This is a genomic window from Paenibacillus polysaccharolyticus, from assembly GCF_023714295.1.
Taxonomy (GTDB): domain Bacteria; phylum Bacillota; class Bacilli; order Paenibacillales; family Paenibacillaceae; genus Paenibacillus; species Paenibacillus polysaccharolyticus_A.
Window position 1 is genome coordinate 42,210 of sequence record NZ_JAMAUN010000014.1, and the last position, 26,365, is coordinate 68,574.

The window sequence follows — 26,365 nt, forward strand, 5'->3', positions numbered from 1 at the left end:
TTAAAACCGTCCTGTCGTTTTGTAAATATCCCAGGCATACACAGCCATCATCGTTTTGGCATCACTGATTCGATTTTCGTCCATCAGCTTGTACGCTTCCTCTAGCGTGATCTCCGATACTTCAAGAAACTCATCTTCGTCCAGAGCCATCTCTCCAGCTTCCAGCTCTTCGGCGATATACAGGTGAATGATCTCATCCGCGAAGCCTGGTGAGGTGTAGAAAGACCGCAGATGACGGAGCGACTTGGCTTCATATCCCGTTTCTTCCTTCAGTTCACGCGCTGCTGCCACCTCCGGCTCTTCACCCGGATCAAGCTTGCCCGCAGGAATTTCCACTTCGGTACGTCCCATCGCCTGACGATATTGATCCACGACCAGCATACGATCTCCCCTCAATGCCAGTACCGCTACTGCTCCCGGGTGTTTGATAATCTCTCGGGTCGCCGTCTGTCCGTTCGGTAGCTTCACTGTGTCTACCTGAAGTGAAATCACTTTGCCTTCAAAGATTGGCTTGGTGGATACCGTCACTTCGTCAAGCTTGGGATTCGCAGGTTGAGGTGCATAGATGGATGCAGCAGATGTTTTGGATTTCATGTGTGCTTCAGCTCCGTTTCTATTTGTGATGGTTCAATTGAGCCGAGTTGATTTACACGGACACTCCGATGACAGAAGAAACTTCCAATCGCTGTTATCCCCAGATTTTTTGATTCTCTTGTTGCAAAGGTAGAAAATCCGGTGATAAAGGCGACCGCTTCGCTTTTCCAGTTTTTTTCTGTCCTCTCCGTTGATGTGTAAAAAATTCGTTCAATTGAACTAAGATGTATAAAGTGGTGATTTCAGGCATATGGTGAGCCTATAAGAATTTTATCGTGTGTACAAGTCTAATGCGTACAGCGAGAACCAAGGGGGACTCACCAAATGAAAAGTTATCTCACACCTCAGTCTGCGCACGTGGTCGGACAAGCCAGACAAGTACAGCTTATCCTTAGACAGTGGATGCGTGAATGGGGCCCTGATACCAAACTCAGCGACATGCTTGCGGGACGCAAAGGCTAGAGCTTCACCATTGTTCAAAAAGTCCGAACCCGGTCTGCACCAAATTCGGACTTTTATTTCTTTTTTTCAACCAACGCTCCAATTACATCATCTCATAGACTATCAAATATCCCAATCACTTATTTGCCTTTTGCCGTTTCCTGCACAATCGCGATAACGACCTGGGACAGTTTCACAATGTCTGCTGCGCGAATGCGTTCTTTGGTCGTGTGGATATCTTCATACCCTACAGCCAGATTCGCCGTCGGAATGCCGAACCCGTTAAAAATGTTCGCATCACTGCCACCGCCAGAAGCAAACGTGCTTGTTTCCAGACCCAGGCTTCGAATCGCACGCTGGGCAAGTTGCACTACCTCATGGTCATCATGGAAGCCAAATGCAGGATATTTAATCTCACTGCGGAACTCTGCGGTTGCGCCATATTTGCGACATGTCGTCTCCAATGCTTCACGCATTTGGGCAATTTGCTGTTCGATTTTCTCTTGCACAATACTGCGAGCCTCCGCATCGATCTGAACAAAGTCACATACCACGTTCAGTGCAGAGCCACCTTGGAACTTACCAATATTCGCTGTCGTTTCGTCGTCAATGCGTCCAAGCTTCATAGCCGCAATCGCTTTGGCTGCAACCTGAATGGCACTGATTCCATCTTCCGGATTCACTCCGGCATGCGCCGATTTGCCATAGATTTTCATCTCAATCTCTGCTCTTGCTGGAGCAGCCACACAGATCGTACCCACCGCTCCGTTAGAATCCAGCGCATAACCAAAGGAAGCATCGATATCTCTCGGATTCATTGCTCGTGCACCGACAAGACCCGACTCTTCTCCGACCGTAATCACAAACTGAATTTTGCCATGCGGAATGTTGTTCTCCTGAATAACACGAATGGCTTCAAACAGAGCTGCAATGCCCGCCTTGTCATCCGCTCCCAAAATTGTTGTGCCATCACTGCGAATCCATCCGTCCTCACCAAGCTCCGGTTTGATTCCCTGTCCGGGGGTTACGGTGTCCATGTGACATGTGAAGAGCATCGGCTCTACACCTTCTACACCTGCCACACCTTCAGCTTCCAGTGTAACGACCAGATTGCCCGCTCCATGACCTGTCTCGTTCATTGTATCGTCCTCATAGACATGAAGACCAAGACCCGCGAATTGTTCTTTTAACACCTTGGATATATTCTGCTCATTTTTTGTTTCGCTATCAATCTGCACCAGATCCATAAAATGCTGAATCACACGCTGTTCATTAATCATTAGACTTTCCTCCCTATCGTAGATACGGTACAATACAGGTACTATGGCTTGTTCAAAAGTTCTGAAAGGAGTTCTCTCTTCATGCAAAATAAGAAATGGTTCAAAATTGTGATCTATCTCATGCTGGCAGCTATGGTTGGCTCCACTCTTTTCATCGCACTGGAACCGTTGCTGTTTGGATAGTCACCCTGACCTGAAGCTCTTCTAACGCGCTGTCTACAGACGATGGAGGGCTTCTTTTTCTGTACTCCATATCAGATCATATGGGAATATACGCTGAAAATAAGGTACAATATCCCGGGCTACCTGCTCAACCGTGTATGACTCCCCCGTGATATCCTCCAAAGAAGTCACTCCATACTGTTCAATTCCGCATGGAATGATACCCTGAAACCCAGCTTCTTGAATGCCTGAGGTAATGTTAAAAGCAAACCCGTGACTCGTCACAAATCCACGTCGATGTTTACACCGATTAAACTTAATGCCGATGGCCGCAATCTTCAGATCACCGATCCATACGCCTGTATATCCCTCTTTGCGCTCGGATTCAACGCCCTGATCGGCAAGATAATCGATCATCACCTGCTCCAGTTTACGCAAGTAAGCATGCAGATCCAGTTCCTCATCCCGACCAAGTACTAACAAAGGGTAACCTACCAATTGACCCGGTCCATGATAAGTAATATCACCGCCGCGATCAATTTGAAACAAGGAGATGCCCTGTGCTTTCAACTCTTCCTCACTCCAAAGCAGATGCTCCGGATGGTTCTGCGAACCAATGGTATAGGTTGGTGGATGCTGTAAAAGCAACATCTGTTCCGGACCTTCGCCTTCGTCCAGTTGCTGCACAATTGATTTCTGAAGATTCCATGCCGCTTCATAATCAAGCATCGGTATGTATGCCACATTCAGCGGTCTGCCCATGTTTCCCCACATCCTTCTGCCCATGGTTTAATATATGAAAATAAGTCTGTCTCTAGACAGCCAGAAAAGTGCACGGCCTGAGGCACATACACTTTCCCGTGGTTCTATCATAAACTTAATACACTTTTGTTTCCATGTTGTAGCCTTCCAGGTTCTCCTTAACACGTTGCAGGAACCGTCCACAGATGACCCCGTCCAGAATCCGATGATCCAGAGAAAGACACAAGTTAGCCATGGACCGCACCGCGATCATATCATTAATGACCACTGGCTTCTTCACAATGGATTCAAAGGTAAGAATAGCGGCCTGTGGATAGTTGATAATGGGCTGGGACAAGATCGAACCAAATGAACCTGTATTGTTCACTGTAAATGTACCGCCTTGCATATGATCCAGCTTCAGCGTACCTTCACGGGTCTTGCGAGCCAGATCATCAATCTCGCGAGCGAGACCTGCGATATTACGCTGATCGGCCTGTTTGATGACCGGAGTAAGCACCGAATCCTCTGTACCCACAGCCATGGACAAGTTAATATCCCGCTTCACAATAATTTTATCAACAGCCCATACCGAGTTCATGATCGGGTAATCTTTAATCGCATTGACGACACCCTTCATCATAAACGAAAGATAGGTCAGGTTGATGCCCTCTTTCCGTTTGAACTCATCCTTCAATTTGTTGCGCAACATGACGAGGTTGGTTACATCCACTTCAATCATCGTCCACGCATGAGGGATTTCAGATACACTTTGACGCATGTTACGCGCTATGGCATTACGCACAGGGGTAACATCGATAAAATATTCTGATCTTCCTTGTCCGCCGCCTTCCACTTCAATCTGTGGAATTTTCGGACTTTCGGTCAGGTGGATTCCGGAATGACGCACAGGAACGCCCGCATCGGATGCAGGAACTGTCTGTCCAGTTACACCGTTCATAGATATCGATGACGTAGTTGCACCGGTATCTCTGATTCCACTGAACGGAGAAGACGATGAAGCCTGAGTAGCAACATTAGATGTTTGTACGGACGCTGATTCTGTATTTGCCTGGCCACCCTGTGCAACATAAGAAAGCACGTCTTTACGTGTAATCCGGCCGCCTGCCCCTGTTCCCTGAACATGTTGCAGATTCAATCCATGCTCTGCTGCAAGGGATTGTACCGCAGGAGAATAACGATGGCGCATCGGCTGATTCGGGTCAAAAGCCGCTGCGTTTGATCCGCCAGCAGGAGATTGTCCTGCATTACGCTGTACCTGAGCTTGCTGCGATTGTTGCTGCTCGCTCGCAACAGGTGTCACTTGTTCCGCCGTATCTTCATCCGTAGCAACGACTTGCATACGGCAGATGGCCTCACCCACCGCAATGGTCGTTCCTTCTTCCACCAATAGATCACCCATAATGCCATCCACCGTAGACGGTATCTCGGCATTCACTTTATCCGTAATGACTTCACAGATCGGCTCGTACTGCTCCACGCGGTCACCCGGTTTTTTCAACCATTTACCTATGGTAGCCGAGACCAGAGATTCCGCGAGTTGCGGCATAATGACCTCGATCCATTTCATACGTTCAGCCATTGATTTATCACTCCAAACTTTGTTCTATCTTTATCGATTAATACGCTGCAAGTTCGCGCATGGCTGTTTTGGCTTTATCCTTGCTCAGCATATAAAATTTCTCCAGCGTAGGACTGATTGGCATAGCTGGTACATCTGGACCGCACAAACGCTGAATAGGGGCGTCCAGATCAAACAGACATTCCTCACTGATGATCGCCGCCACTTCTGCGCCTACACCACCGGTTTTGTTATCTTCGTGCACGATCAGCACCTTGCCTGTCAACCGGGCAGAATCGATAATCGCTTCACGGTCGAGCGGTTGCAGTGTACGCAGATCCAGTACGTGTGCCGTGATACCTTCTTCCCGTTCCAGCTCCTCAGCGGCCTGCATAACAAAATGCAATGGCTGACTGTACCCGATAACTGTAATATCGGCACCTTCACGAAGCACATTGGCCTTACCGATTGGAACGATGTAATCATCTTCAGGCACATCTTCCTTGATCAGCTTGTAACATTTTTTATTTTCGAAAAAGAGTACCGGGTCCGGGTCGCGGACAGCCGCTTTCAGCAAACCTTTCGCGTCATACGCCGAGTAAGGAGCAATGATTTTGAGTCCCGGTGTACCAAAGAAGATGGATTCCGGACATTGGGAGTGGTACAAGCCGCCGAAGATCCCGCCACCGATTGGCGCTCGAATCACAATTGGACAGCTCCAATCATTGTTGGAGCGATAGCGGATTTTGGCCGCCTCACTAATAATCTGATTTGTTGCCGGCAACATAAAGTCCGAATACTGCATTTCCGCAATCGGCTTCATGCCGTACATGGCCGCACCGATGGCTACACCGGCAATCGCCGATTCAGATAGTGGCGTATCCATGACACGCATCTCGCCAAATTGATCCTGCAACCCTTTGGTTGTGGTGAACACGCCACCTTTTACACCGACGTCCTCGCCAAGAACAAAAACATTCTCGTCCCGTTCCATCTCTTCTTTCATTGCGAGACGGATTGCATCAATATATTCCATCATAGCCATGATTACCGTCCCCCTTCTTCGCTGTCTGCATAGACATGCGTCAGCGTGTCCTCAGGTTTAGGATATGGCGCATTGTCTGCATATTCAGTTGCTTCTTTCATTTCCAGCGCAAGCTGGGAAGCCAGATCCGCATCCCGGGCTTCGTCCCAGATGCCGCATTCAATCAAATAATTTTTCATCCGAAGTACGCCGTCTTTCTTCCAGTTCTCCTCAACTTCTTCCTTCGTCCGGTAGGCCAAATCATTATCCGAAGTGGAGTGTGGAGACAGACGATACATCATCGCCTCAATCAGCGTTGGACCTTCACCAGCAATAGCACGCTGACGCGCTTCTTTCACAGCCGCGTACACTTCGAGTGCATCGTTGCCATCTACGCGAAGTCCCGGGAAACCATAGCCCAGTGCACGATCCGAGATTTTGCCGCTAAGCTGTTTGTGAATCGGAACCGAGATTGCATATTGATTGTTCTCACACATAATGATGACAGGCAGCTTATGCACACCCGCAAAGTTTGCGCCTTCGTGGAAATCTCCCTGGTTGCTTGAACCTTCCCCAAAGGTAACAAAAGAAACAAATTCTTTCTTCTGCATTTTGGCAGCAAGCGCAAATCCGACCGCATGAGGAACTTGTGTAGTCACCGGACTGGATCCTGTAACGATACGCAGTTTCTTATAACCAAAGTGGCCTGGCATCTGCCGGCCGCCACTGTTTGGATCTTCCGCCTTGGCAAAAGCAGACAGCATCAGCTCACGCGGTGTCATACCTACGGCCATAACGAAACCGTAATCGCGGTAATAAGGCAAAAAGTAATCATGATCACGGTCCAAACCAAAAGCCGCCCCGACTTGCGCTGCCTCCTGGCCTACACCGGAAACGTGAAAGTTAATTTTGCCAGCCCGCTGCAGGAGCAAGCAACGTTCATCAAACTTGCGTGCAAGCAGCATGTATTTGTACATATCTAAAACTTCTCCATCGGTAAGTCCCAGTTGTTGATGTCGATGAACCGCATCTGCAGTACCTTGTGAACTCATATGAGGTACCTCCTTTTAATCAAAGCCTTTTGCAAGTCCTACTACCCACTCTTATAACCTGGTACTAAGACTTGGCTTAACCTTATTATAATCCCTTTTGCCCAAAAAAGGAAAGTACCTTTCTCAATAGGGCATGTCCGGCTTACATTCCAATCGCTTTTCCGTCCACGGCTAACATCGCTTCGCCCATGATTTCCGACAATGAAGGATGCGGGTGTATGGTCTGTCCGACTTCCCATGGCGTTGCATCCAGCATTTGTGCCAATGCAGCCTCAGCGATCAATTCCGTAACATGGGTACCAATCATATGTACCCCCAAAATATCATTCGTTTTGGCATCCGCAATGACCTTCACAAATCCATCGCGACTTCCGTGAATCAAAGACTTGCCGATGGCCTGGAATGGGAACTTGCCGATTTTGATCTCGTATCCGTGTTCCTTAGCTTCTTTCTCGGTGAATCCAATGCTAGCAGCTTCTGGGCGTGTATACACGCAGCGCGGAATCCGATGTGCTTCAACCGGATGCACCCTCTCACCAGCAAGATGATTGACTGCAAGGATGCCTTCGTGACTTGCGGCATGAGCAAGCTGTAACCCGCCGATACAATCACCAATCGCATAGATATGGCCTTCTCCAGTCTGCAGATGTTTGTCAACCGCAATAAAACCTCGTTCCACTTTGATATCGGTATTCTCAAGTCCGATATTTTCAACATTAGCTTGACGCCCAACAGACACCAGCATTTTTTCAGCCGTCAGCGTTTCTACCTTATCTCCCGCAAGCTGCACGTCAATGTTCACGTTCTGATCATCGGTGTGGTAACTGTCGGTCATCAGCTTAGCGCCAGTCAAGAAACGCACGCCTCGTTTACCAAGTAAACGTTGCATTTCTTTTGCTATATCCTCATCTTCTGCAGGAAGCACATGAGCCGCTGTCTCAACCACCGTCACACTCACGCCAAAGTCATTCAGCATCGAGGCCCATTCCAGACCGATGACACCACCGCCCACAATGAGGATTGAAGCTGGCAATTCGTCCATGCGGAGCGCTTCATCACTGCTCATGATGTATCGACCATCCGGTTCAAGACCCGGTAGCACACGTGGACGTGAGCCCGTAGCAATAATCAGGTTCGTTGGAACAACCGTGTCCATCTCGCCGTCCTCATACTCCACCGCTACAGCCCCGCTCTGTGGTGAGAAGATCGACGGCCCAATCACACGTCCTTTGGCGTGCACGACTTCGATTTTATTTTTTTTCATCAAATATTGAACGCCCTGATGAAGTTGCTCCACAATCGCATCTTTACGCGCCTGGACCTTCGGGAACACAAGCGTTGTTCCTGTTGTCTCGATGCCGTAGCTCTCGCTATCCAGAATCTCAGCATACATCTCGGCACTTTTTAGCAGCGCCTTGCTTGGGATACATCCACGATGCAGGCAAGTTCCACCTAGCTTGTCCTTCTCAATAATCACTACCTTTTTGCCCAGTTGCGCGGCACGGATGGCAGCAACATATCCGCCCGTTCCTCCTCCTAGTACGGCAACATCACATGGTATTGGCATCTCTGTGCTCTCCTCTATATAGTCATTTTTAATATAAATAATAATTAAATGATCGGTGTTACCTTAATATATTGCCTACCCTCTATATGCCATTGTACTCTCCTTGCGCAGTCAACTCAAAGTTTGACCATTCTCGCATGGACAGTCTGTACATTCCAAGCTATGATATAAGCAGGGATTCCCTGTAAGCGTAACCTTTATTTTATGTCTACTCGGCAGAAAGGGTATAATGCTCATGAATACAAAAGTAGTTTTTGCGCGATTTCTCGCAATTGTTGTACTCGTTATACCAGGCTTAATGGCCATGAAGGGTTTTCTCATGATGAAAGATGCCCTGTTTCTATATTACGCCGAACATGGAAACGACATGATCGCCCCCGGCTTTCAGTGGCTCTCATTCCTGGGTGGACTTGTCCTTTTTGCCGCAGGTATGAGTTTTCTAGGGGGCTGGATTCTGTTCCGTGACCGCAAGCGCAATTATGTAGGACCACGTTTCCGCTCGAAAAAACAGTCCGAACAGGTTGAAACACCCGGAAGCAGTTCATAATTCCGGGCTTTTTTGTTTTTTCACACACTTTATACAGACAGGATGGATCATGATGGTTTCCTTTTTACTGACATTAAAGCGTCTGCTTAAAGGCATTTTCCATGCATTCAAGGACCCGAAATTTTTGGCTTTGTTCGTATTGACAGCAGCTACCTTACTCTCTGGCACCCTGTTTTACACCCGTGTCGAAGGGCTTCATTGGATTGATGCCTTGTATTTCTGTGCAGTTACTCTGACAACGGTGGGACATCCCGATTTCGTGCCCTCAACCGGATTTGGCAAGGCTTTTACCGTAATTTATATGTTTGCGGGCATTGGCCTTACCTTTGCCATGATTGCCAGAATCACAGCTGGTATTCTATTCCCTCACAGGATCAAGTCAGAAAAAGACGCAAAGTAATTATGCGCATCTATCGTGTTCTCTTCATTCATACAAAGCATCCCGAAGTTTAGTCGACATGCGTGACTCTTTTGACGAGGATTTCAAGATCGTTCTACGTAGCGTTAGATTGCTAGCCTGTAGCCGTTCTGCTTCTTTCAATAGTTCGGTAAATAATGTCCGGGCAGCTTCATCTAGCTTGCCTTGTTCATTCAACTCTTCATAACGCTGCTTCAGTGAAGTTAATGCTTCGCTCATTGATAACACCTCTTTTCGGATGAATCCAGTGGCTCGGGCTTTCGGAACCAACATCGTAACCATCCATATAGTAACACAAACCGATTCATATTAGTTCTGGCTCTTTCCAAAGAAGATGTGGTAATCTGTAATGGTCGCTTTTTTTTGAATTCCGTATGCGAGAGGGGTAGCAGCACCGTGCAAACTGGACGTATTACCGTAATTACTGGACCCATGTTCAGTGAAAAATCTGGTGAACTTATTCGCCGTTGTCAGAAACTTATTCAATTTGGCCGTAAAAAAGTCGTTGCCTACAAACCAGCCGAGGATGATCGTTTCGCTCAGGACGAGATCGTAAGCCGGATCGGCTACAGACTTCCTGCCCATTCCATTCCCCGGCAATTAACGCCGGAATCTGTAGAGACTATTCTGAATCAAACCATAGATGCCGATGTTGTAGCCTTTGATGAAGTTCAGTTTTTCAGCAGTGCCATTATGGAACTTGTCTCTGAACTGGCCTACTGTGGCAAACATGTGATTGTGGATGGACTGAACATGGATTATCGCGGAAAAGAATTCGGATATATCGGTGGCCTGCTCGCCATGGCTGATGATATTGAGAAACTTTCTGCATTCTGCGCGGTATGCGGCAGCCCGGATGCTGCCTTTACCCAGCGAATTGTTAACGGAGAACCTGTTACCTTGGGTCCAGTTGTCATGATTGGCGATTCGGAGGCTTATGAGCCCCGCTGTCGTTGCTGCTTTATTCCTCCCCACAAAGTGGAATGCCCATCCTAAGATACACTCAGTACCAAAGCCCAATCGGGCTTTTTTTATTGTCAGCAAAAGAATAGGCACAAAAAAGCACCGCTGTGTGCGATGCTCTCCAAATCACTTCCCGCTAATCACGGGAAACAAAATATTTGTTGGTCATGTAATATGCATCGCCACGTGACGTTTCGACCATTCCTTTTTTGGCGTCCAGAAATACAATCTCTTTACATTTTGTGCAATACCATTTGGTTCGCTTATAAGGAGATTCCGTGACGTAGGCTGTGCCGCATTTACAATCAATTTTCATTAATAGCTCGGTGGATTTATAAGCACTTGACAGACGTTCCAGGTTATCCTGCTGTTGCGTTGGCATGATCGTCTGCTGATAATCGGATAAATGATTTTGAACTTTAAAATCCGCGACCAAACCTGCATTTAATCCAAAAAACTCTTTGCCGATCTCCGTTACAAAGCGTCTCTCATTTCTATAACAATCGAGCCATTCAACAATCTGCTTATTAGACAGTGGAACCGTACCCTTGATACCGCTATTTAAGGTGTAGGTCATGATGTATAAAGTATCGTCTTGTCTTCCTGAGTACATTAGAATCCTCCTTCGAATACATTTGCTAATGTACTACAAAAACGCGCATAAATCAAAAAAATATTGTTTCCTGAGCGCATTTCTTCTTATTAAATGGGATACATACCTCTCTCGTCGCTATTGACTTACAAGAACTGCATACACCTGTAACATTTCCCTGCGGAGCAGCATAATACACAACCCTTCTCACAGGCTTTCTGCAAACGGAACAAAAGTTCCTCCTCTCCTTTTTTGGGGTGTAGTCCGATAGCTTCACTACGTTTTGCTGCCTCCGAAATCTTCGTAAGAAGCCCAGCCCATTCATATTCGCTTCACTCTTTCTTGTTCGCCTACCTTGTCGTCGTTTTTTCCTTGGACTGCAAAATCGCGCCACCTGTTATGTATACGATTCCAAGTTGTGCGTGCCGATCTCATATTTTATTCGACGTTTCGAGTGTTTTTCCTGTTTTAATCTCAGTACATATTAAAAAAAACCGTAGACAACAGTATTCTCTACACCCGAGAAACAGCGGCCTAATCGGTTTTTTCAGTCATCGTTTTATTTATAAAATGTGCCCAGTACGTCCAGATCGGATGAACGTTCAATTCGGAAAGGATAGATGAACCCCTGCTTCAGTTTAGCGAACTTTCGTCCCCACAGATCCAGTCCGGATGTAAACTTATATGCCTGATATATGAATTTGGAACAATAATTTCGCTCGATACTTAGAAGGTTCGTTTGCAAGCGGTAGAACTTCACCTGCTTGTAATGTTCTTGAACCCATTCTGCTGCCCGCATACCCACCTGATGGAGCTTGGAACGGAATACAATAAAGCGATCCCCTTCATAAAAGCGAGTGAGATACCAGTCCAATGTATCCGCAAAAACCGGCCCGTAAGGATGCACATGATACACCTTTCCGTCCAGACCAATAATGCCCATATGCCCGGCATAATAAGTTGATTCCGAGCTTGGTGTATATACGATGTCTCCTGGCTCGAGCTTTAACATTTTTAATTCACTAAGAGGCATGTCCTGTTGTTGCCTGTTTACAGCAGTTCGTTTACGGCGGCCCTCGACCAATAAACGATGCAGTGCTCCGGCAGTAGCGAGATAAACCTCGGACCATTTCACTCTTTTCATATTCATATGATGAAGTAATCGCTGAATGAACGTAGTATTTTGTTGTCCGGATGATGAACTTTTTTTCATGTGTTGCACTCCACCCTTGTCGAATTGTAATTCGGTTTTGAGTTTGTAAGCTAACAAGCAGGATGTGAAAACTTATTATTATTCGCGCAAGCCTGTTGTAGTTTTTGATTATAGACGGTTTAGAGCTGATCTTCAATTCAAAACCTGTTCGAAGACTGTTCTATCTTGTGCAATTCTACCTACTTCATACCCGCATAAAGCAAAAAATAACCCCGGAAAATGGAAATACCCGAAGTTATTTTGAGTTCAGATCTTGTTTTGACGTAATATAACCTACTCTACAACGCCAAGTGCTTTGTTTTTCTCTTTGAAGCGACTGTTGTGAGAAGAGACATACGCTACTTTCTCGGCTTCTGGATCCATATACAACTTTGCACTGTTGACGGCCAGAGCTGCATCCGTAAATGTACCCGCGATCAGATACAACTTGCTCCCGTAATCGACGAAATCACCCGCGGCAAAAACGCCAGGTATGTTCGTCTGCAATCTTTCGGTCGTGCTCACATGCCATTCACCCAAGTCTAATCCCCAATCACGAATGGGGCCAAAATCACTCTTCATGCCATGATTGACAATCACCGCATCCACTTCGAGCATCTCCGTCTCTCCGCTTTCCATATGTGTAACGGTTACCTGTTCGATCATATCCCCGCTTATGCTGTGTAATTTCTCAATTGCATACGGTGTCCGCACGTCAACCGAGGATTCTTTCATACGCGACACGTTCCGTTCCAGTCCTCCGAAATGATCACGTCGATGTACGACCGTTACCTGCTGAGCCAAGCTCTCTAGCTCATTCGCCCAATCCACAGCGGAGTCTCCCCCGCCTGAGATTAACACTCGTTTACCGCGAAATGGCTCGAGCTCTTGCACCGTATAATGTAGATTGGATACTTCATAGCGATCTGCGCCTTCAAGCCCCAGTTTTGCCATTTTGTATATCCCATATCCTATTGCCAAAATGACAGTGCGTGTCCAGTGCTGCTCACCTGTAGCAGAAGTGAGCAAAATGGTGCCATCCGGTTTACGCTCAAATCCTTCAATTTGTTGTTCAAACACAAGTGTCGGTTCAAATGTACGCGCCTGCTGCTCCAGCTGTCTAATCAGATCTTCGCACAGGATGGGCGTTACCCCTCCAACATCCCAGATCATCTTTTCCGGATAAAATAGCATGCGTCCTCCCAATCTGTCGCGTGCCTCAATTAATTTCGTTTTCATATCTCGCATACCGCTATAAAAAGCAGAGTACATGCCCGCCGGGCCGCCTCCGATAATCGTTACATCATAAAGCTCCAACTCCTGATTCATATCTACAGGACCTCCATCCACTCGACTATGGTAGTTATTATTATGATATTGATTCTCATTATCGTTTAAGTCTAAGGGAAATGAGTTCAAATTACAATGCCTATATTATTTTACCTTCCTGCTTAACCAACCTTATGTGCACGATTTCCACTCCAATTAGTGTGCCCTTGGAGCAGACAACAGTTTATCTACAACAAAATCAAGTTGTTTATTGATGGAATAGATGTCTGAATAATAAAAGAAATCAAAATCAATCTCGATTAACCGACCTTCTTTGACCGCTTTGATGTTACGCCATATCGGATTATCCGTTAGAACATCTGCCCCTTCATACACAGAGCGGAACACATAGTCACCTATGTATTCTGGAAGAACTTCCATTGAGATTGTAGAGCCATCTTCGTCTGATACGACATCGATTTTGTCTTGTACTACTTTAGGAGCTTTCATCTCCAAATACTCATAGACTGCCTGAGAACCCCGACCAAATTGCTTGCTCTCGACAACGACCATACCTTTTAGTCCGCCTTCAATAATGGAAATGGTTTTATCCAATATACCAGCGTCTGCAAGAGTTTTTTTACTCTCTTCCACTTTGCTGTTAAGGTTGTTAATCAAGACTTCAGCTTCCTTCTCTTTGCCAAAAATGCTGGCTATGCTGTGAAGCCGTTCTTCCGTTGTCATTTTCTCGTACGGAATGTACACCGTAGGTGCGATATTTTTTAACGTGTTATACGTTTCTTCCGACGGAACAATAATCAGGTCAGGATCAAGGTCAATGACCGCTTCAGGGTTCGGTTCGAACCAGGTACCGAGTGAATTCACACCTTCAAGCTCACTCTTGTAAGCAGCCCCGTCGTATACATCTGATGTAGCGATTGGCTTGACTCCAAGTGCAACCACATCACCTTGAAGATACAGCACAACAACTCTTTTCGGATTAGCCGGAACGATAACATCTCCTTTTATGGTGGAGACCGTGCGTGTTTCATTATCTTTGTTTTCTTGACTTCCCGTCTCTGCTGTTACTGATGAACTACTGTTAGTGGAACTGGCACCCGTTCCTTCTCCAGCTGAAAGTGTATTGGCGGTACCTGAAGAACAGGCCGTAAGAAGCATCGTTAAACTTAATATTGCAATCATGATCATGCTGGCGCTCGATTTTTTTCTTTTCATCGGTGTAAACCCTCCGTCTTTATATTGATAATGATTATCATAATCAATATATCTCGGCTTCAAGGTCCAGCCAATGGACGATTCGGATAAATGCAATGGACGATCTTCAGTTCTTCCTTCTTCCCTCATTTTCTTTTGATATAGGCTTGGAGACATGCCTACATATTTCTTGAAGATACGGCTGAAGTAGTACACGTCCGAATAACCGACCTCTGCTGCGATAGCACCGAGCTTTGCATCAGAGCGAACGAGTAACTCCCTAGCCCTGCCAATCCGTGTTTGAATTAAGTAATCGATGGGACTATATCCCGTCTTTCTTTTAAATCGCATGGATAAATGACGTGAGCTATAATTAAATTGCTCTGCTAGCAACTCAAGTGTAACCTGTTCTCTGTAGTGATTCTGGATATAACGAATGGTTTGTTTTATCGGGTCCGCAAGTTCTGTTCGAACCTCTTGTTCGGCCAGTTGCACCATCATTTCATGAATGAACTGATAAAATAGACTTTTGGTGTGAAGCATATCTAAATTGGTTCGCAGTGCCCAAGCTTTCTCCATCTCACTAAGATATCGTAACAGCCCCATCGGACTGCTCGGTGAAAATCCATACTGTAGGGTGAACGGTGCACCCTCAGGCTGTGCCGATAACATTTTTTTTCGAAAACGAGGAAAGGCAATGAATGCTCTGTAATAAAGCAGAATATATTCAAAATCAGAATTCGCTTGGATATCCAGTGAAGAACTTTTAGCCCCATGAAGCATGTAAAATCGCTCCGCCTGGTATACTTGTCCATCTAATTGAAGTTGAGCAGATCCCCGAATCGTATATATGAACCCATTTGCCGGAAGTGTATAAGAACTCCGTTGTGCACCTGCCTCCATAACGATTCGGCGGATATCCAGAACCTTAACAGCGGCTTGATTCCAGCATTTCATCTGTTCGTCTAATTGCATCAAATACTCTCCAATCTTGTCTCACTCTATAGACCTTACAAGGGTTATCATTCTGCAAAAAATTGATAAAGCATATGCGTAGCAACGGTTCACTACAGTATACTAATTATAAGTGATAATAATTTTCATTATCAACCGAAATTTAGAGTGGAATTAATGCCTACCTAGAGGCGGAGACAAGGCTTGATTGAATCGTATTCAATAACGATACGGGAAATGATTTTGGAAAGTCCATGATGTTACAAAATGCTGAAACAACCGTATTTAAAATGAAACTGGAGATCGCCCATATTCATGCTAATATTAAAATAATCAATCAGATACTTAATCTTATCCGAATTTCATATCGTTTATTTTTTTTCCGAAATCTCTGTAAACCAATTAGCCAGCTCCTCTGTTTGATCTAATGTTGCGATCGGGTCAAAGTACCATGAACGATCCTGGCTCCAGATAAATACACGATCATTCTTAACTGCATTCAGAGAACTCCAGACTGCTTTGCTTTTTAACTCTTCCAGCGTTAGATTATCTGCCGTTAGAATAATGTAGTCTCCCGCAAATTCTGGGATCGCCTCTGATGAAACTTCTATCAGTTGCTCCTTCATTAAAATCTCTTATTTATCTGAAGGAGGATTCAAACCAAGTGCGCTATAAACGGCCTGACCTCCGCGACCAAAATTATCACCAAAAGCTAATGGAGCTTTTTCATTGAACTGCATCACCGACACCTCGGCAGATGCATCAATTGCTTCACTGACACGCTTCTTGGCATCTGCAATTCTAGCATCATAATCAGCTAACCAGGCTTCGGATTCTTCTTTTTTATTCAGCACTTCACCGAAATAGGTGATTTCTTCGTGAGTGTTTTTGAATTCCATAAGGAATAACAAGGGTAGGTGCTATTTTGCTAAACGAGTCATATAATTCAGGATTGCCTGTCACAATCAAATCGGGTTCAAGCTCTAACACTTTTTCAAGAGAAATCGTTTCATATTCCCCAATATTTTGAACACCTTCTAGTGAGTCAATAAAATAAGGATTCTTGAGGTTTAATTCGGGTGTACCCACTGGCTTGATTCCCAAAGCAATAAGGCTTCCCAAATATAGGTCGACCACAATGCGTTTAGGTTCATCCGGAATAGTGATGCTTCCCTTCACCGTTGAAATCGTTCGTACTTTAGATGGTTTGCTTTCGTTCCCCGCTGTTACTTTGGTCTGGGAACTATTGCTTCCTGATGCTTCTCCCCCGTTACTATTGGCACCGCTCGCAGAGCAGGCACTTACCAATAAAGTAAGAATCAGGAGCATACTAAGCAACATTCCGGTTCTTGTTTGTCTGTTCATATGAATTAATCCTCCACGTTTATATTGATAATGATTATCATCATCGCTATAAACATACCTCCTACATCCGCCTCTGGAAATATCACTTCGAGACACGTTTGATGTCATATCAGGCCAATGTAGAGGCATGGAGGATTTTTTCTTGAATTGCATAGGGGAAAGACCCGTATGTTTCTTGAATATACGTCCTAAATAATAGCCATCCGGATAACCAATCCCTGCCGCAATTTCATCCAGTGTGGCTTCGGTTTCCAGTAGCATCTCTTTGGCTTTGAATAAACGAAACTGGATAAGGTAATCGATGGGACTGGTACCGACCGATTGCTTAAACTTGCGTGACAAACTTCTTGGACTGGTGTTTACCATTTCTGCCAAAGTATGAAGCGTAAGAGGCTGTGCGTAAGAAGATTCTATAATTTTAATAATTTTGTTAACCTGTTCCTTAACACTCCGATTGTGTTTCGATCCGAGAGAAACTTGTGATAATATCTGCTCCACAAAGGAATAGAACAAGCTTTTGGCCAGAAAATGTTGATCCAATTTTTTGGAATCCCACAAAATATGCATCTGTTTCAAATGTTCATATACCATGGTTGGCTTGTCTGGTGAAAGGCCAAAATTCATCTGAAACGGATTGGTACGATCCATTATTTCTTTCAGATAATCTCTTCTCGCTCTAGGCAATTCGGCTCTATACATTAAGTAATACAATCGTAAGCCGGCTTCTCCTGCTTGAATAACCAACTCACTCCCCTTTCCCCCATGGAGAACATAAATCCGACTAACTTCATAATTCACATTATCAATTGTCACTCCAGCTTCACCCTGAAAAGTGAGAATAAAGGTGTGTGACGGAAATTTATATTTCATCTCTTCATACGCTCTGAATTCCACATAACGAATATCTGCTATATTCACTGCAGCATAATTCCAGAGTAAATAATATTCATCCCACATGAGACTAACCCTACTCCTTTTATATAGATTATATCTTTGCTTCCTTTTGTTGATAACCATTATCAATTATACGGATGAAGTTCGCAATACTTTACGTAAAGTATATTTGTTCTGAGCAGAAAGAAGCTTAATTTCTCGCCTATATCAACCGATATATGTATAAAAGACCCTGACCATACTAAAGAGGGAGAAGGTAAAATGAATCCAATCTCATCTGCAACCAAAAACAGCTTCACACCAGCCAACCCCACCTCAAACCGAGATAAAGAAATTCAAGGACTAATGCAGCAAAAAGTAAAATTGAATGAACAAATTCAGGTTGTTCAATCTAATGATGAGCTTGATATCAAAACAAAGGCAGAACGCATAAAATCTCTAACCAGTTCTATTGGGCAGGTTGATAGTCGTATTGCCCAGATCAAAGCAGAAGAAATGGAAGAGAAAAACAAAGTAAAACAGAATCAGCAAGCGTCGCAACAACAATCCAAGCCGGAAGAACAGCCACAAACGCCGTCGATGAATCATCTTATCAAGCATAGTCAGACGTACGATCAGTTGGGAAAGTTAGTTGGTTTACGAGAAAAAATGCAAAATTCTATACATACGATTGAGGGGGAAACCCGGTTTGACCGGATTGTGCTGGAGAACGATACACACAGCGATCTTGGCAAAACGCAAATGCTGGAAAACGCTGAACGTACCGTTTTTCAGAAAAAAAGAGAAGTGGTGCAGGATTTAGAGTCCCACATAAGTAAAACAAATCATAAGCTCGGAGAGTTGGCAGACGAAATTTATAAGCCTGGACGTCACAATGCTGGACAACTTCCCTCATCTATAGCTTCGTCCAAGGAAGATTCTCAAGAGATTGACCGTGGGAAATCGGCTGTATCTAAGCTGAAAGACGGTACGGCCGATAACGAAACTGCAGGACAGGGACGAGTAAGCAACTCTGTACCAAGCAACGCAAGTGCATCTGCTTCTTCGGCTTATTTTTCAGTAGACATTCGTATCTAAGGGAGAAAGAATACGTTTGGCCATATCCGGATGTAGAATGAATGCAATTATACATATTCTAAGCCAGTTTAATATTATCTTTTATATCACGAAACGATCCTTTATAACTTAACACCTGTGACTATGAATCATCTATAAAGTTCTAATTAGACAACCGCTGTTTTTTGGGACGTGTTCTCCCAAATCTCGGCGTTTTTTGTCATTCACCATTGAACGTGACTCAGGCTCTTTTGGTTTGCATGTATTTAAGCTTCAATTCAAGATAGTTAATTTTCCCCTAAACTAAACATTAGTTTATGTAATATCTAATTTTTGTCAAGCTAACTCCGCACAGCCTCCCCCTCCATGTCATTCGAACAAATGATGCTGCCATTGATGGATTTGCAGCTTTTTTTCACACGTGTAGCTTCATCAATAATCTGATTAATATTTTCATATCGTTGATATAGATTGGTTACAACAGCAATGGATACGGAGACCAACGGAATAGGTCGATTCAAGCCCGAGCGGCCTTCACCCATCACATACTGATTGTTCCAGTCCTGTTCATTGTAGAAATTTTTCTTCAACTCTTCAAACTGGGAAATGACTTCTTCACAGACCCGCTTATACTGATGGTGGTTCAGGATTGCGATAAAATCATCCCCGCCGATATGTCCAAGAAAAGCCTCTGCTACCCCAAAATGCTCACGGAGTAAAGTGGCCGTTGCTTGGATAAGCTCGTCCCCCATTTTGAAACCATAACTATCGTTATACGATTTGAACTGATCCAGATCAATATAAAGAACACTGAACTGATCCTGTTTAAGCACCTGAACTAATCGGTCATCTATAATTCGATTGCCGGGAAGCCCCGTTAACGGGTTCATAAAAATAGCCATTTCTGCTCGAACATCCGCAACCGCCAGCAACAACCGCCGAATACTCACTGCCCCATGGAATCGATCTCCTGATGTCACTAGAACCAGATCATACAGATCCGCATCTTCACGCTTCATCGCCGCCACGCTGACATCTGTAATTTGTTCCGAATAATCTACGACCAGTGCGTTTACGTTCATAAGCAGCTTCACAGGACGCCCCATGTAGAGATTGTAACCATATTGTGAGCCGATCTGTTGAAAAAAACGTGTTCGCATCATCAATGAAATTCCTTTTTTCCCTTCAACCGCTACACCCTCCAGATTTGGATTGGATTTAAACAGTTGATATAAGGCATCACACTTGGTTTCTGGCAGTACGACTGGAATCGGTTCAGCAATTTCACCTATCTGAGTAAACACATAAATCAACCCCTCGCCATATCGTCAACCATGTCACTTTTGATCTATCCGTGGTCACATCGTACCACTTTTTACCTAAAAAAGCGTTAACTTCAGGTAAATTTTTTCGAAAAGACACCCATCCTTGGCTCACAACTGCATTATTTTAGGTAAAAAGTCGCATGTCGACCTTTGCAAGCTGAGTAGATAACACAGCACATTCTGTTTCAAAATAAAACACACCCCTCCGACATTCGCTTGGAAGCGATTGTACGAAGAGGTGTACGTTATTTTTATTCCGAAGTTTTTCAGCTAACCTTATGCTCAATTCTCAGCTTGTCAGCAATCATCGCGATGAACTCGGAGTTCGTCGGTTTCGACTTGCTGATGCTCTCGTAATAAGGATGTAGCATTGTTAGTTTGTAATGTCTATTAAATCAAATATAGAAATACATTAAAAATTCGGATATTTATTGGGCTTTAGCAAAACATCCAGGTGGCTAATGCTGTCACTGATGCCCTCAGGTCCATGCCAGATCAATGGCGTGACGGATCGCAAGTTCAATTTGTACTGCATCATTTGAATTTTTTCGGCAATAGCTGGGTAGCAGTTTATACACTTCTATATAACTTAACGTTGGTCAATATATTCATGTGGAAAAAATCATTTTAATGAAAAATAATAGGTTGACTCTTATTACTTCCAAGAGATTAGTTATATTTACAAATATATGTTGAATATACTATTCCAATTGGATATTATTAGTACATAATATTAAAAGGAGGACTAAAAAATTGAAGCAGAAATTATCTCTGGTCCTCGCTTCTTCAGTCTTGGCTTTATCTGCTACTTTTTACAGTCTAGCCAGTGCTTCCGAAAAAGAGCTGATCCCCGTAAATTCTGGTGAAATTTCTGGCTATGTTTACCTAAATGGGGAACCAATTAAAGAAAACACCACTGTTTACGCTACAGAAAATAATCAGGAAGAACTTATTGAGAAATACGGACTTGAAAAGCCTTCCGAAAGCGCAAAGTTGGTTTCAATTCAAATAGTAAACAATGAATTTGATAACCCTCGAGATCCTGTAAAAGAGCAAGATGACTCTATTAGTCCACAGAACATTTGGGGTTTCAAACTTGTAAACAGTCCAACCCAAAGTGTTGATGGTTGGACTGAAATTGCGAGAGGCAAATACTTTTGCAATAAACCGAAAACTCAGTCATGCAATGGTGTAGAAATTTCGATAGCTGCAAACGAAAGTGTATCAGTAGAGGTACAAACTTCTCTCAGCATCGGAGTTAAAGAGTTTGTTGCGGCAGAGTTTGGTCGTACTCTTAATGAACAAATGGGCGTATCCACATCCGTAATGGTTCCTATGAATGTCCCCGGAGGTAAAACAGGTATAGGAGTTGGCTATCCAATTTATAAATCAACGTATGGTCAAGTTTATCAAAAAGGGCTCTTCGTTGATACGCTTTTGGGTGGAGCAACATACCTTGAACCAAAGCCATCATCCATTGCTGTTACATCATGGATACAAGGATAAAAAGAAAAGAACATCTCATTGAATTCTGATTTTAATATCTTAATTCAAAACATTGTAAAACATTATGTCTCGAACTGACGTCGTTAATCTTACGGTGTCAGTTTTATTTAATTTACGTTGAGAATTTCCTCTTTTTTTGAAATAAATATAGACTTGATTTGGCTTGACCTTCGCCAGATTTCGAAAATCATACACCAAACAAAGGAAGCCGAGGTCTTGCGGAAAAGATTTTTCGAACTGATACAAAGCATAAATTTGTCGATAAGAAATACCACTTGTTTATGTGATTGTAGAAATCCCATAAACAAGTGGTTTTTGTTGTATTATTTATTCGATATTATCGGCTCAAAACGTCCTTATTTTTTATAGCCGCAACTAAACTGTAATCCTTAATACCCTCAAAATCTTACAGCTCATCAGTTCAGCTAACCTTATGCTCGATTCTCAGCTTGTCAGCGACCATCGCGATGAATTCCGAGTTCGTCGGTTTCGACTTGCTGATGTTGATCGTGTAACCAAACAGGTGGCTAATGCTGTCGATGTTGCCGCGTGTCCACGCCACTTCGATGGCGTGACGGATCGCACGTTCGACGCGGGACGGCGTCGTTTTGAATTTTTCGGCAATCGCTGGGTACAATGTTTTGGTGATCGCACCCAAGATTTCGATATTGTTGTATACCATCGTGATGGCTTCCCGCAAATACTGATATCCTTTAATATGCGCAGGAACTCCGATTTCATGTATGATTGACGTAATGCTGGCATCCAGATTTTTGTGTTTGCCCATCGGTACTACATTAGATTTATTGATATACATGGAGGAAGAAGAAGAACCGCTGCTTGTAGGCATTGTCGTTTGTGTGCCCACTAGCTGACGCACCCGATTAGCCAGTACTTCCATGTCAAATGGCTTGAGAATGTAATAGGAAGCTCCGAGTTGCACAGCACGCTGTGTGATGTTTTCCTGGCCGAATGCAGTGAGCATGATTACTTTGGGCTGCGGAGACAGGTTCAAGCCGCGTAGACGTTCTAACACGCCGAGTCCATCCAGATGAGGCATGATAATATCCAGAATTAATACATCCGGTACATCCCGAGTTTGTTCCAGCAGTTGCAGTACTTCTTCACCGTTGTATGCAATACCAGTTACTTCCATATCTTCCTGTTCGGATATATATTCGGCGAGCAAATTCGTAAATTCACGGTTATCATCGGCCAGCAATACCTCAATTTTTTGCAAAACGGTATCCTCCTTTTATTTAAAACCTCGTATTTTACAATTTCGTACATTTCCTTACACGTTAAATTTTCGACACACCAAGTGAAATTCCTTCTGTCGAAAATTATTTTTCTTTATTTTTTTTTCTTGATCCTTTATAATAAATATTTTATTTCAGCATATGATATAATATGTTTACTTTCGACAAAAAAAACCTTAAAGCTGTTTAACCAGCCTTAAGGTTTTTCGCTTGATCTTTTTTCATCATCACGCCTGCATCTTGAAGCATCCATTCAATGAAGCACCCATAACCGGATTTCGGATCATTCACAAAGACATGAGTCACTGCGCCAATAAGCTTGCCATCTTGAACGATCGGGCTACCACTCATACCTTGAACGATGCCACCCGTCTTATCGATCAATTTAGGGTCTGTAATACGCAATACCAGCCCTTTTGTAGCTGGCTCAGATTGATCGGCCACATGCACAATATCGATACTGAATCGTTCAACCTGTTGACCATCCACAACAGTCAAAATTTCAGCCGGCCCCTCCTTCACTTCATGTGAAAAAGCGACAGGAATTCCTTGCGAATACAGACTATGTTCCGGATTCTGAGACATCTTACCGAAGATACCAAAAGCCGTATTTCGCTCAATGTTTCCTAAAATTTTGCTTTCTTTGAGAAAATGGGCTCTTTTCTCACCCGGATCACCGGTTTCACTTTTGGAGATGGACGTTACATTAGACTGCACAATTTGTCCACTGCCTACAACGATGGAGGTCTGAGTATTCATGTCCGTAATGACATGACCTAATGCCCCATAAACGCCTTGATCAGGTGCATAGAAGGTAAGCGTACCTACACCAGCTGCCGAGTCTCGAATGTACAATCCCAGCCTCCACGCTTTATCTTCTGCATCATACGCCGGGGTTAACTTGGTTTTAATGGTTTCATTACCCCGTTTTAATACAACATCAATACCTTGATTACGTTTACCAGCAAGCTCTACGGCCTCGGATACACCCGCTACACCATCCAGACGTTTGCCATCCATATGCGTAATCAAGTCACCTAATTTGATCCCTGCCGCTTCACCTGGTGATTTTTGTTCATCCTGATTAGAACGAACGAGATGATGCCCAACAACCAGAATCCCTGCAGATTTAACTTTGACGCCAATCGTTTGACCCCCTGGAACAACACGCAGATCAGGAATTACGTTTACATTAACCGTTTTGACGGGAATTTTCCCCCATAGCTTCAAGGTTAGTTTAGCATGTCCCGTCTGCTGGGGATGAAGATGTAAAGGTTCCTGACGAGTAACCTTGAGCGCAGACTGATGATCCAGTCCCACAATATCAGGCCGATCTACGACAGCGCTTGAAGTGGCCGGTACTGCCAGCCTGACGTCTGCTTGCCTGCCCGCGAAGACCTGCACTTCATCAGGGAGGGAAGCATAACTTTGCATCGGCTGTACAACCTGGCTAAGTACACATAGAAAGAAGGCAAATAAAAGACCTAGCAATTTTTTCCTGAGGGGGGAATTCAATGGCTGTCACACTCCCTTTGCTTCTTTCGCTTGACGAAAGGTGGTCGCCAATTGCGTACCTATAAGATAACCCTGCCCCCAGGCTTTTATTACTGTCAATCATTACGCCAGCCGTTCGTTTCACCCTTTTTTGGCTTCCGCCAAATTCAACATTTCTTGCGCATGATGCAATGTTTTTTCTGTAATTTCCACACCACCGAGCATACGCGCCAATTCCTTCACTCGGCCTTCCTCGGAGAGCGATTCCACTTGAGTCATCGTACGACCGTCGTAAACATGTTTCTCGATCAAATACTGATGATCCGCCATACATGCTACTTGTGGCAAGTGTGTAATGGAGAATACTTGACACGTCGAAGACAGACGATGAAGCTTCTCCGCGATGGATTGCGCCGCCCGGCCGCTGACTCCTGTATCCACCTCGTCAAAAATCAAAACCGGAATGCGGTCATGACGAGCAAAAATGCTCTTCATCGCCAGCATGATTCTGGATAATTCTCCGCCCGAAGCGATTTTACCTAATGGTCTAAGAGGCTCACCCGGGTTAGGAGAGATCAGGAATTCCGCATTGTCCGCACCTTGGCGACTCAACCGGATACGGCGTCCATTCCATTCGATGCCCTTCGGATCTTCAGCAGGCACGATCTGAACACGCAATGACGTTCGTTCCATCTGTAGATCCTTGAGCTCACTCTCTACCTGAGCGGCCAGTTCCTCTGCACATTGCTTGCGCACTTTGCTTAGTTCCTCAGCCGATTCCATAACGTGCACAAGCAATTTGTCACGCTCCGTCCGAAGCTTCTCCAAACGCTCATCCTTATTCTCAAGCTGGTCAGTCTCATGGCTGATCTGTTCATAATAATTTAAAATAAGTTCTACACTGTCTCCATATTTACGTCTTAGTCCCGAGATTAGATTTAATCGTTGCTCGACTTCTTCCAGTCTGCCAGGATTAAATTCAATTCGTTCCCGGTAATCTCGCAGTTGAAAGGTGACGTCTTCCAATTGATAAAAAGCAGACTGCAGTTGCTCCACAATTGGCTGCAATTTTTTGCTGTCATATCCAGAGATATCCTCAATTTGGGATAACGCTATGCTTATCGCTTCTAATCCGCGTTGTCCACTCAGTAAATCGTATGCACCTGAGACACTGTCCATCATTTTCTCGCTATGGGATAGTTTGACCCGTTCTTCGCCAAGTAATTCATCTTCTCCTTGGGTAAGGCTAGCCGCAGCGATCTCTTCCAGTTGAAAACGGTACATATCCAGAAGTTGGTAAGCCCGCTGGCTTGACTCCTGTAGTGCCCGCAATTCCTTCTCTGCCGCGATAAACTTGCCGTATCGTTCCTGATATTTAGCTTTGACGGGGCCGATTATATCGGAGCCATACGTATCCAGCAATCCGAGATGACTTTCTGCACGAAGCAGACTCTGATGCTCATGCTGACCATGAATGTTGATCAGCTTCTCGCCCACTTCGCGTAGCATCGTCAAATTCACAAGCTGTCCGTTAATCCGCGATGTACTTTTACCCTGCGTGTTCAATTCACGCCGAATCACCAGATGTTCCTCCGGCTCACAATGTATACCCAGCTGCTCAAGCGTATTCCACACCGGATGACTGGGTTCCATCTCAAACAGCGCTTCCATCTCTGCTTTGTCACATCCGTACCGAATTAGATCGGCGGAGCTCCGTCCTCCCGCGATCAAACCGAGAGCATCAATGATAATGGATTTACCTGCACCGGTTTCCCCAGACAACACATGAAATCCCGGATGAAAGACCACATCAACTTCTTCCACCACGGCGAGATTGCGAATCGATAATGTAACTAACATCTGCAAAAACACC

The 26,365-nt window shown here is 44.5% G+C and carries 24 protein-coding genes and 2 pseudogenes; 7 read left to right on the top strand and 19 right to left on the bottom strand.

Going from position 1 to position 26,365, the window contains the following annotated elements; translation table 11 throughout:
• Complete coding sequence (locus tag M3629_RS24800) at window positions 1-594, bottom strand: NUDIX domain-containing protein (RefSeq protein ID WP_090922453.1); 594 nt, start codon at window positions 592-594, stop codon at window positions 1-3.
• Window positions 595-918: 324 nt separating this feature from the next.
• Here M3629_RS24800 and M3629_RS24805 point away from each other — a divergent pair, with 324 nt between their 5' ends.
• Window positions 919-1,056 carry a Z-ring formation inhibitor MciZ gene (locus M3629_RS24805; RefSeq protein ID WP_251511100.1) on the top strand — a complete coding sequence of 46 codons (138 nt, stop codon included), beginning with the start codon at window positions 919-921 and terminating at the stop codon, window positions 1,054-1,056.
• 119 nt (window positions 1,057-1,175) lie between these two features.
• Here M3629_RS24805 and M3629_RS24810 read toward each other — a convergent pair whose 3' ends face one another.
• Window positions 1,176-2,315, bottom strand: coding sequence for a M20/M25/M40 family metallo-hydrolase (locus tag M3629_RS24810; RefSeq protein ID WP_251511102.1), 1,140 nt, complete (start codon window positions 2,313-2,315; stop codon window positions 1,176-1,178).
• Window positions 2,316-2,396: 81 nt separating this feature from the next.
• Between M3629_RS24810 and prli42 the strand changes: the two genes are divergently transcribed.
• Complete coding sequence (gene prli42, locus M3629_RS24815) at window positions 2,397-2,498, top strand: stressosome-associated protein Prli42 (protein ID WP_090922458.1); 102 nt, start codon at window positions 2,397-2,399, stop codon at window positions 2,496-2,498.
• A gap of 33 nt (window positions 2,499-2,531) precedes the next feature.
• Here the strand turns inward: prli42 and lipB are convergent, their stop codons facing one another.
• The 5 genes from lipB to lpdA all read right to left on the bottom strand — a co-directional run bounded on the left by lipB (window position 2,532) and on the right by lpdA (window position 8,443).
• A complete protein-coding gene (gene lipB, locus M3629_RS24820) occupies window positions 2,532-3,239 on the bottom strand; it encodes a lipoyl(octanoyl) transferase LipB (RefSeq protein ID WP_251511105.1) in 708 nt (235 codons plus the stop codon).
• A 115-nt stretch (window positions 3,240-3,354) separates the two neighbouring features.
• Complete coding sequence (locus M3629_RS24825) at window positions 3,355-4,821, bottom strand: dihydrolipoamide acetyltransferase family protein (protein ID WP_251511107.1); 1,467 nt, start codon at window positions 4,819-4,821, stop codon at window positions 3,355-3,357.
• Window positions 4,822-4,858: 37 nt separating this feature from the next.
• The gene (locus M3629_RS24830) at window positions 4,859-5,845 is read right to left on the bottom strand and encodes an alpha-ketoacid dehydrogenase subunit beta (protein ID WP_090922464.1); all 987 of its coding nucleotides are present in this window, start codon (window positions 5,843-5,845) and stop codon (window positions 4,859-4,861) included.
• A 2-nt stretch (window positions 5,846-5,847) separates the two neighbouring features.
• Complete coding sequence (locus M3629_RS24835; protein WP_251511109.1) at window positions 5,848-6,876, bottom strand: thiamine pyrophosphate-dependent dehydrogenase E1 component subunit alpha; 1,029 nt, start codon at window positions 6,874-6,876, stop codon at window positions 5,848-5,850.
• A 142-nt stretch (window positions 6,877-7,018) separates the two neighbouring features.
• Entirely contained in the window at window positions 7,019-8,443 is a 1,425-nt protein-coding gene (gene lpdA / locus M3629_RS24840) for a dihydrolipoyl dehydrogenase (RefSeq protein ID WP_251511111.1), read from the bottom strand.
• A gap of 229 nt (window positions 8,444-8,672) precedes the next feature.
• On the opposite strand from lpdA, the gene M3629_RS24845 reads away from it, so the two are divergent.
• Entirely contained in the window at window positions 8,673-8,990 is a 318-nt protein-coding gene (locus M3629_RS24845) for a DUF2627 domain-containing protein (RefSeq protein ID WP_251511113.1), read from the top strand.
• A gap of 52 nt (window positions 8,991-9,042) precedes the next feature.
• A complete protein-coding gene (locus M3629_RS24850; RefSeq protein WP_251511280.1) occupies window positions 9,043-9,390 on the top strand; it encodes a potassium channel family protein in 348 nt (115 codons plus the stop codon).
• Window positions 9,391-9,414: 24 nt separating this feature from the next.
• On the opposite strand, the gene M3629_RS24855 is transcribed toward M3629_RS24850, so the two are convergent.
• Window positions 9,415-9,627 carry a hypothetical protein gene (locus M3629_RS24855; RefSeq protein ID WP_251511114.1) on the bottom strand — a complete coding sequence of 71 codons (213 nt, stop codon included), beginning with the start codon at window positions 9,625-9,627 and terminating at the stop codon, window positions 9,415-9,417.
• 177 nt (window positions 9,628-9,804) lie between these two features.
• On the opposite strand from M3629_RS24855, the gene M3629_RS24860 reads away from it, so the two are divergent.
• Complete coding sequence (locus tag M3629_RS24860) at window positions 9,805-10,404, top strand: thymidine kinase (RefSeq protein ID WP_090922476.1); 600 nt, start codon at window positions 9,805-9,807, stop codon at window positions 10,402-10,404.
• Window positions 10,405-10,507: 103 nt separating this feature from the next.
• On the opposite strand, the gene M3629_RS24865 is transcribed toward M3629_RS24860, so the two are convergent.
• From M3629_RS24865 to M3629_RS24895, 6 genes and pseudogenes are all read right to left on the bottom strand, one after another.
• Window positions 10,508-10,984, bottom strand: coding sequence for a hypothetical protein (locus tag M3629_RS24865; protein WP_090922478.1), 477 nt, complete (start codon window positions 10,982-10,984; stop codon window positions 10,508-10,510).
• A gap of 538 nt (window positions 10,985-11,522) precedes the next feature.
• On the bottom strand, window positions 11,523-12,176 hold the full coding sequence (locus M3629_RS24870; protein WP_251511115.1) for a hypothetical protein: 654 nt from the start codon (window positions 12,174-12,176) through the stop codon (window positions 11,523-11,525).
• A 273-nt stretch (window positions 12,177-12,449) separates the two neighbouring features.
• A complete protein-coding gene (locus tag M3629_RS24875) occupies window positions 12,450-13,484 on the bottom strand; it encodes an NAD(P)/FAD-dependent oxidoreductase (protein WP_251511116.1) in 1,035 nt (344 codons plus the stop codon).
• Window positions 13,485-13,640: 156 nt separating this feature from the next.
• Window positions 13,641-15,614 (bottom strand): AraC family transcriptional regulator, encoded by a 1,974-nt coding sequence (locus M3629_RS24880; protein ID WP_251511117.1) that lies wholly within the window; start codon window positions 15,612-15,614, stop codon window positions 13,641-13,643.
• A gap of 350 nt (window positions 15,615-15,964) precedes the next feature.
• Window positions 15,965-16,492, bottom strand: a pseudogene (locus M3629_RS28865) (ABC transporter substrate-binding protein).
• A complete protein-coding gene (locus tag M3629_RS24895) occupies window positions 16,449-17,915 on the bottom strand; it encodes an AraC family transcriptional regulator (RefSeq protein ID WP_251511120.1) in 1,467 nt (488 codons plus the stop codon). Before M3629_RS24895 ends, M3629_RS28865 begins: the two are co-directional and overlap by 44 nt.
• 198 nt (window positions 17,916-18,113) lie before the next feature.
• On the opposite strand from M3629_RS24895, the gene M3629_RS24900 reads away from it, so the two are divergent.
• On the top strand, window positions 18,114-18,929 hold the full coding sequence (locus M3629_RS24900; RefSeq protein ID WP_251511121.1) for a hypothetical protein: 816 nt from the start codon (window positions 18,114-18,116) through the stop codon (window positions 18,927-18,929).
• Window positions 18,930-19,249: 320 nt separating this feature from the next.
• Here the strand turns inward: M3629_RS24900 and M3629_RS24905 are convergent, their stop codons facing one another.
• Together M3629_RS24905 and M3629_RS28870 are read right to left on the bottom strand one after the other, a co-directional pair.
• The gene (locus M3629_RS24905) at window positions 19,250-20,212 is read right to left on the bottom strand and encodes a GGDEF domain-containing protein (protein WP_251511122.1); all 963 of its coding nucleotides are present in this window, start codon (window positions 20,210-20,212) and stop codon (window positions 19,250-19,252) included.
• Between the two features lie 287 nt (window positions 20,213-20,499).
• Window positions 20,500-20,586, bottom strand: a pseudogene (locus M3629_RS28870) (sporulation transcription factor Spo0A); the annotation flags it as partial.
• A 400-nt stretch (window positions 20,587-20,986) separates the two neighbouring features.
• On the opposite strand from M3629_RS28870, the gene M3629_RS24915 reads away from it, so the two are divergent.
• Window positions 20,987-21,739, top strand: a complete 753-nt coding sequence (locus tag M3629_RS24915; RefSeq protein WP_251511124.1) for a hypothetical protein — start codon at window positions 20,987-20,989, stop codon at window positions 21,737-21,739.
• Between the two features lie 421 nt (window positions 21,740-22,160).
• Here the strand turns inward: M3629_RS24915 and spo0A are convergent, their stop codons facing one another.
• The 3 genes from spo0A to recN form a co-directional block, all read right to left on the bottom strand.
• Window positions 22,161-22,979, bottom strand: a complete 819-nt coding sequence (gene spo0A, locus M3629_RS24920) for a sporulation transcription factor Spo0A (protein ID WP_251511125.1) — start codon at window positions 22,977-22,979, stop codon at window positions 22,161-22,163.
• A 205-nt stretch (window positions 22,980-23,184) separates the two neighbouring features.
• Entirely contained in the window at window positions 23,185-24,513 is a 1,329-nt protein-coding gene (gene spoIVB / locus M3629_RS24925) for a SpoIVB peptidase (RefSeq protein ID WP_251511126.1), read from the bottom strand.
• Between the two features lie 120 nt (window positions 24,514-24,633).
• Window positions 24,634-26,352 (bottom strand): DNA repair protein RecN, encoded by a 1,719-nt coding sequence (gene recN / locus M3629_RS24930; protein WP_251511127.1) that lies wholly within the window; start codon window positions 26,350-26,352, stop codon window positions 24,634-24,636.
• Between the last annotated feature and the right edge of the window lie 13 nt (window positions 26,353-26,365).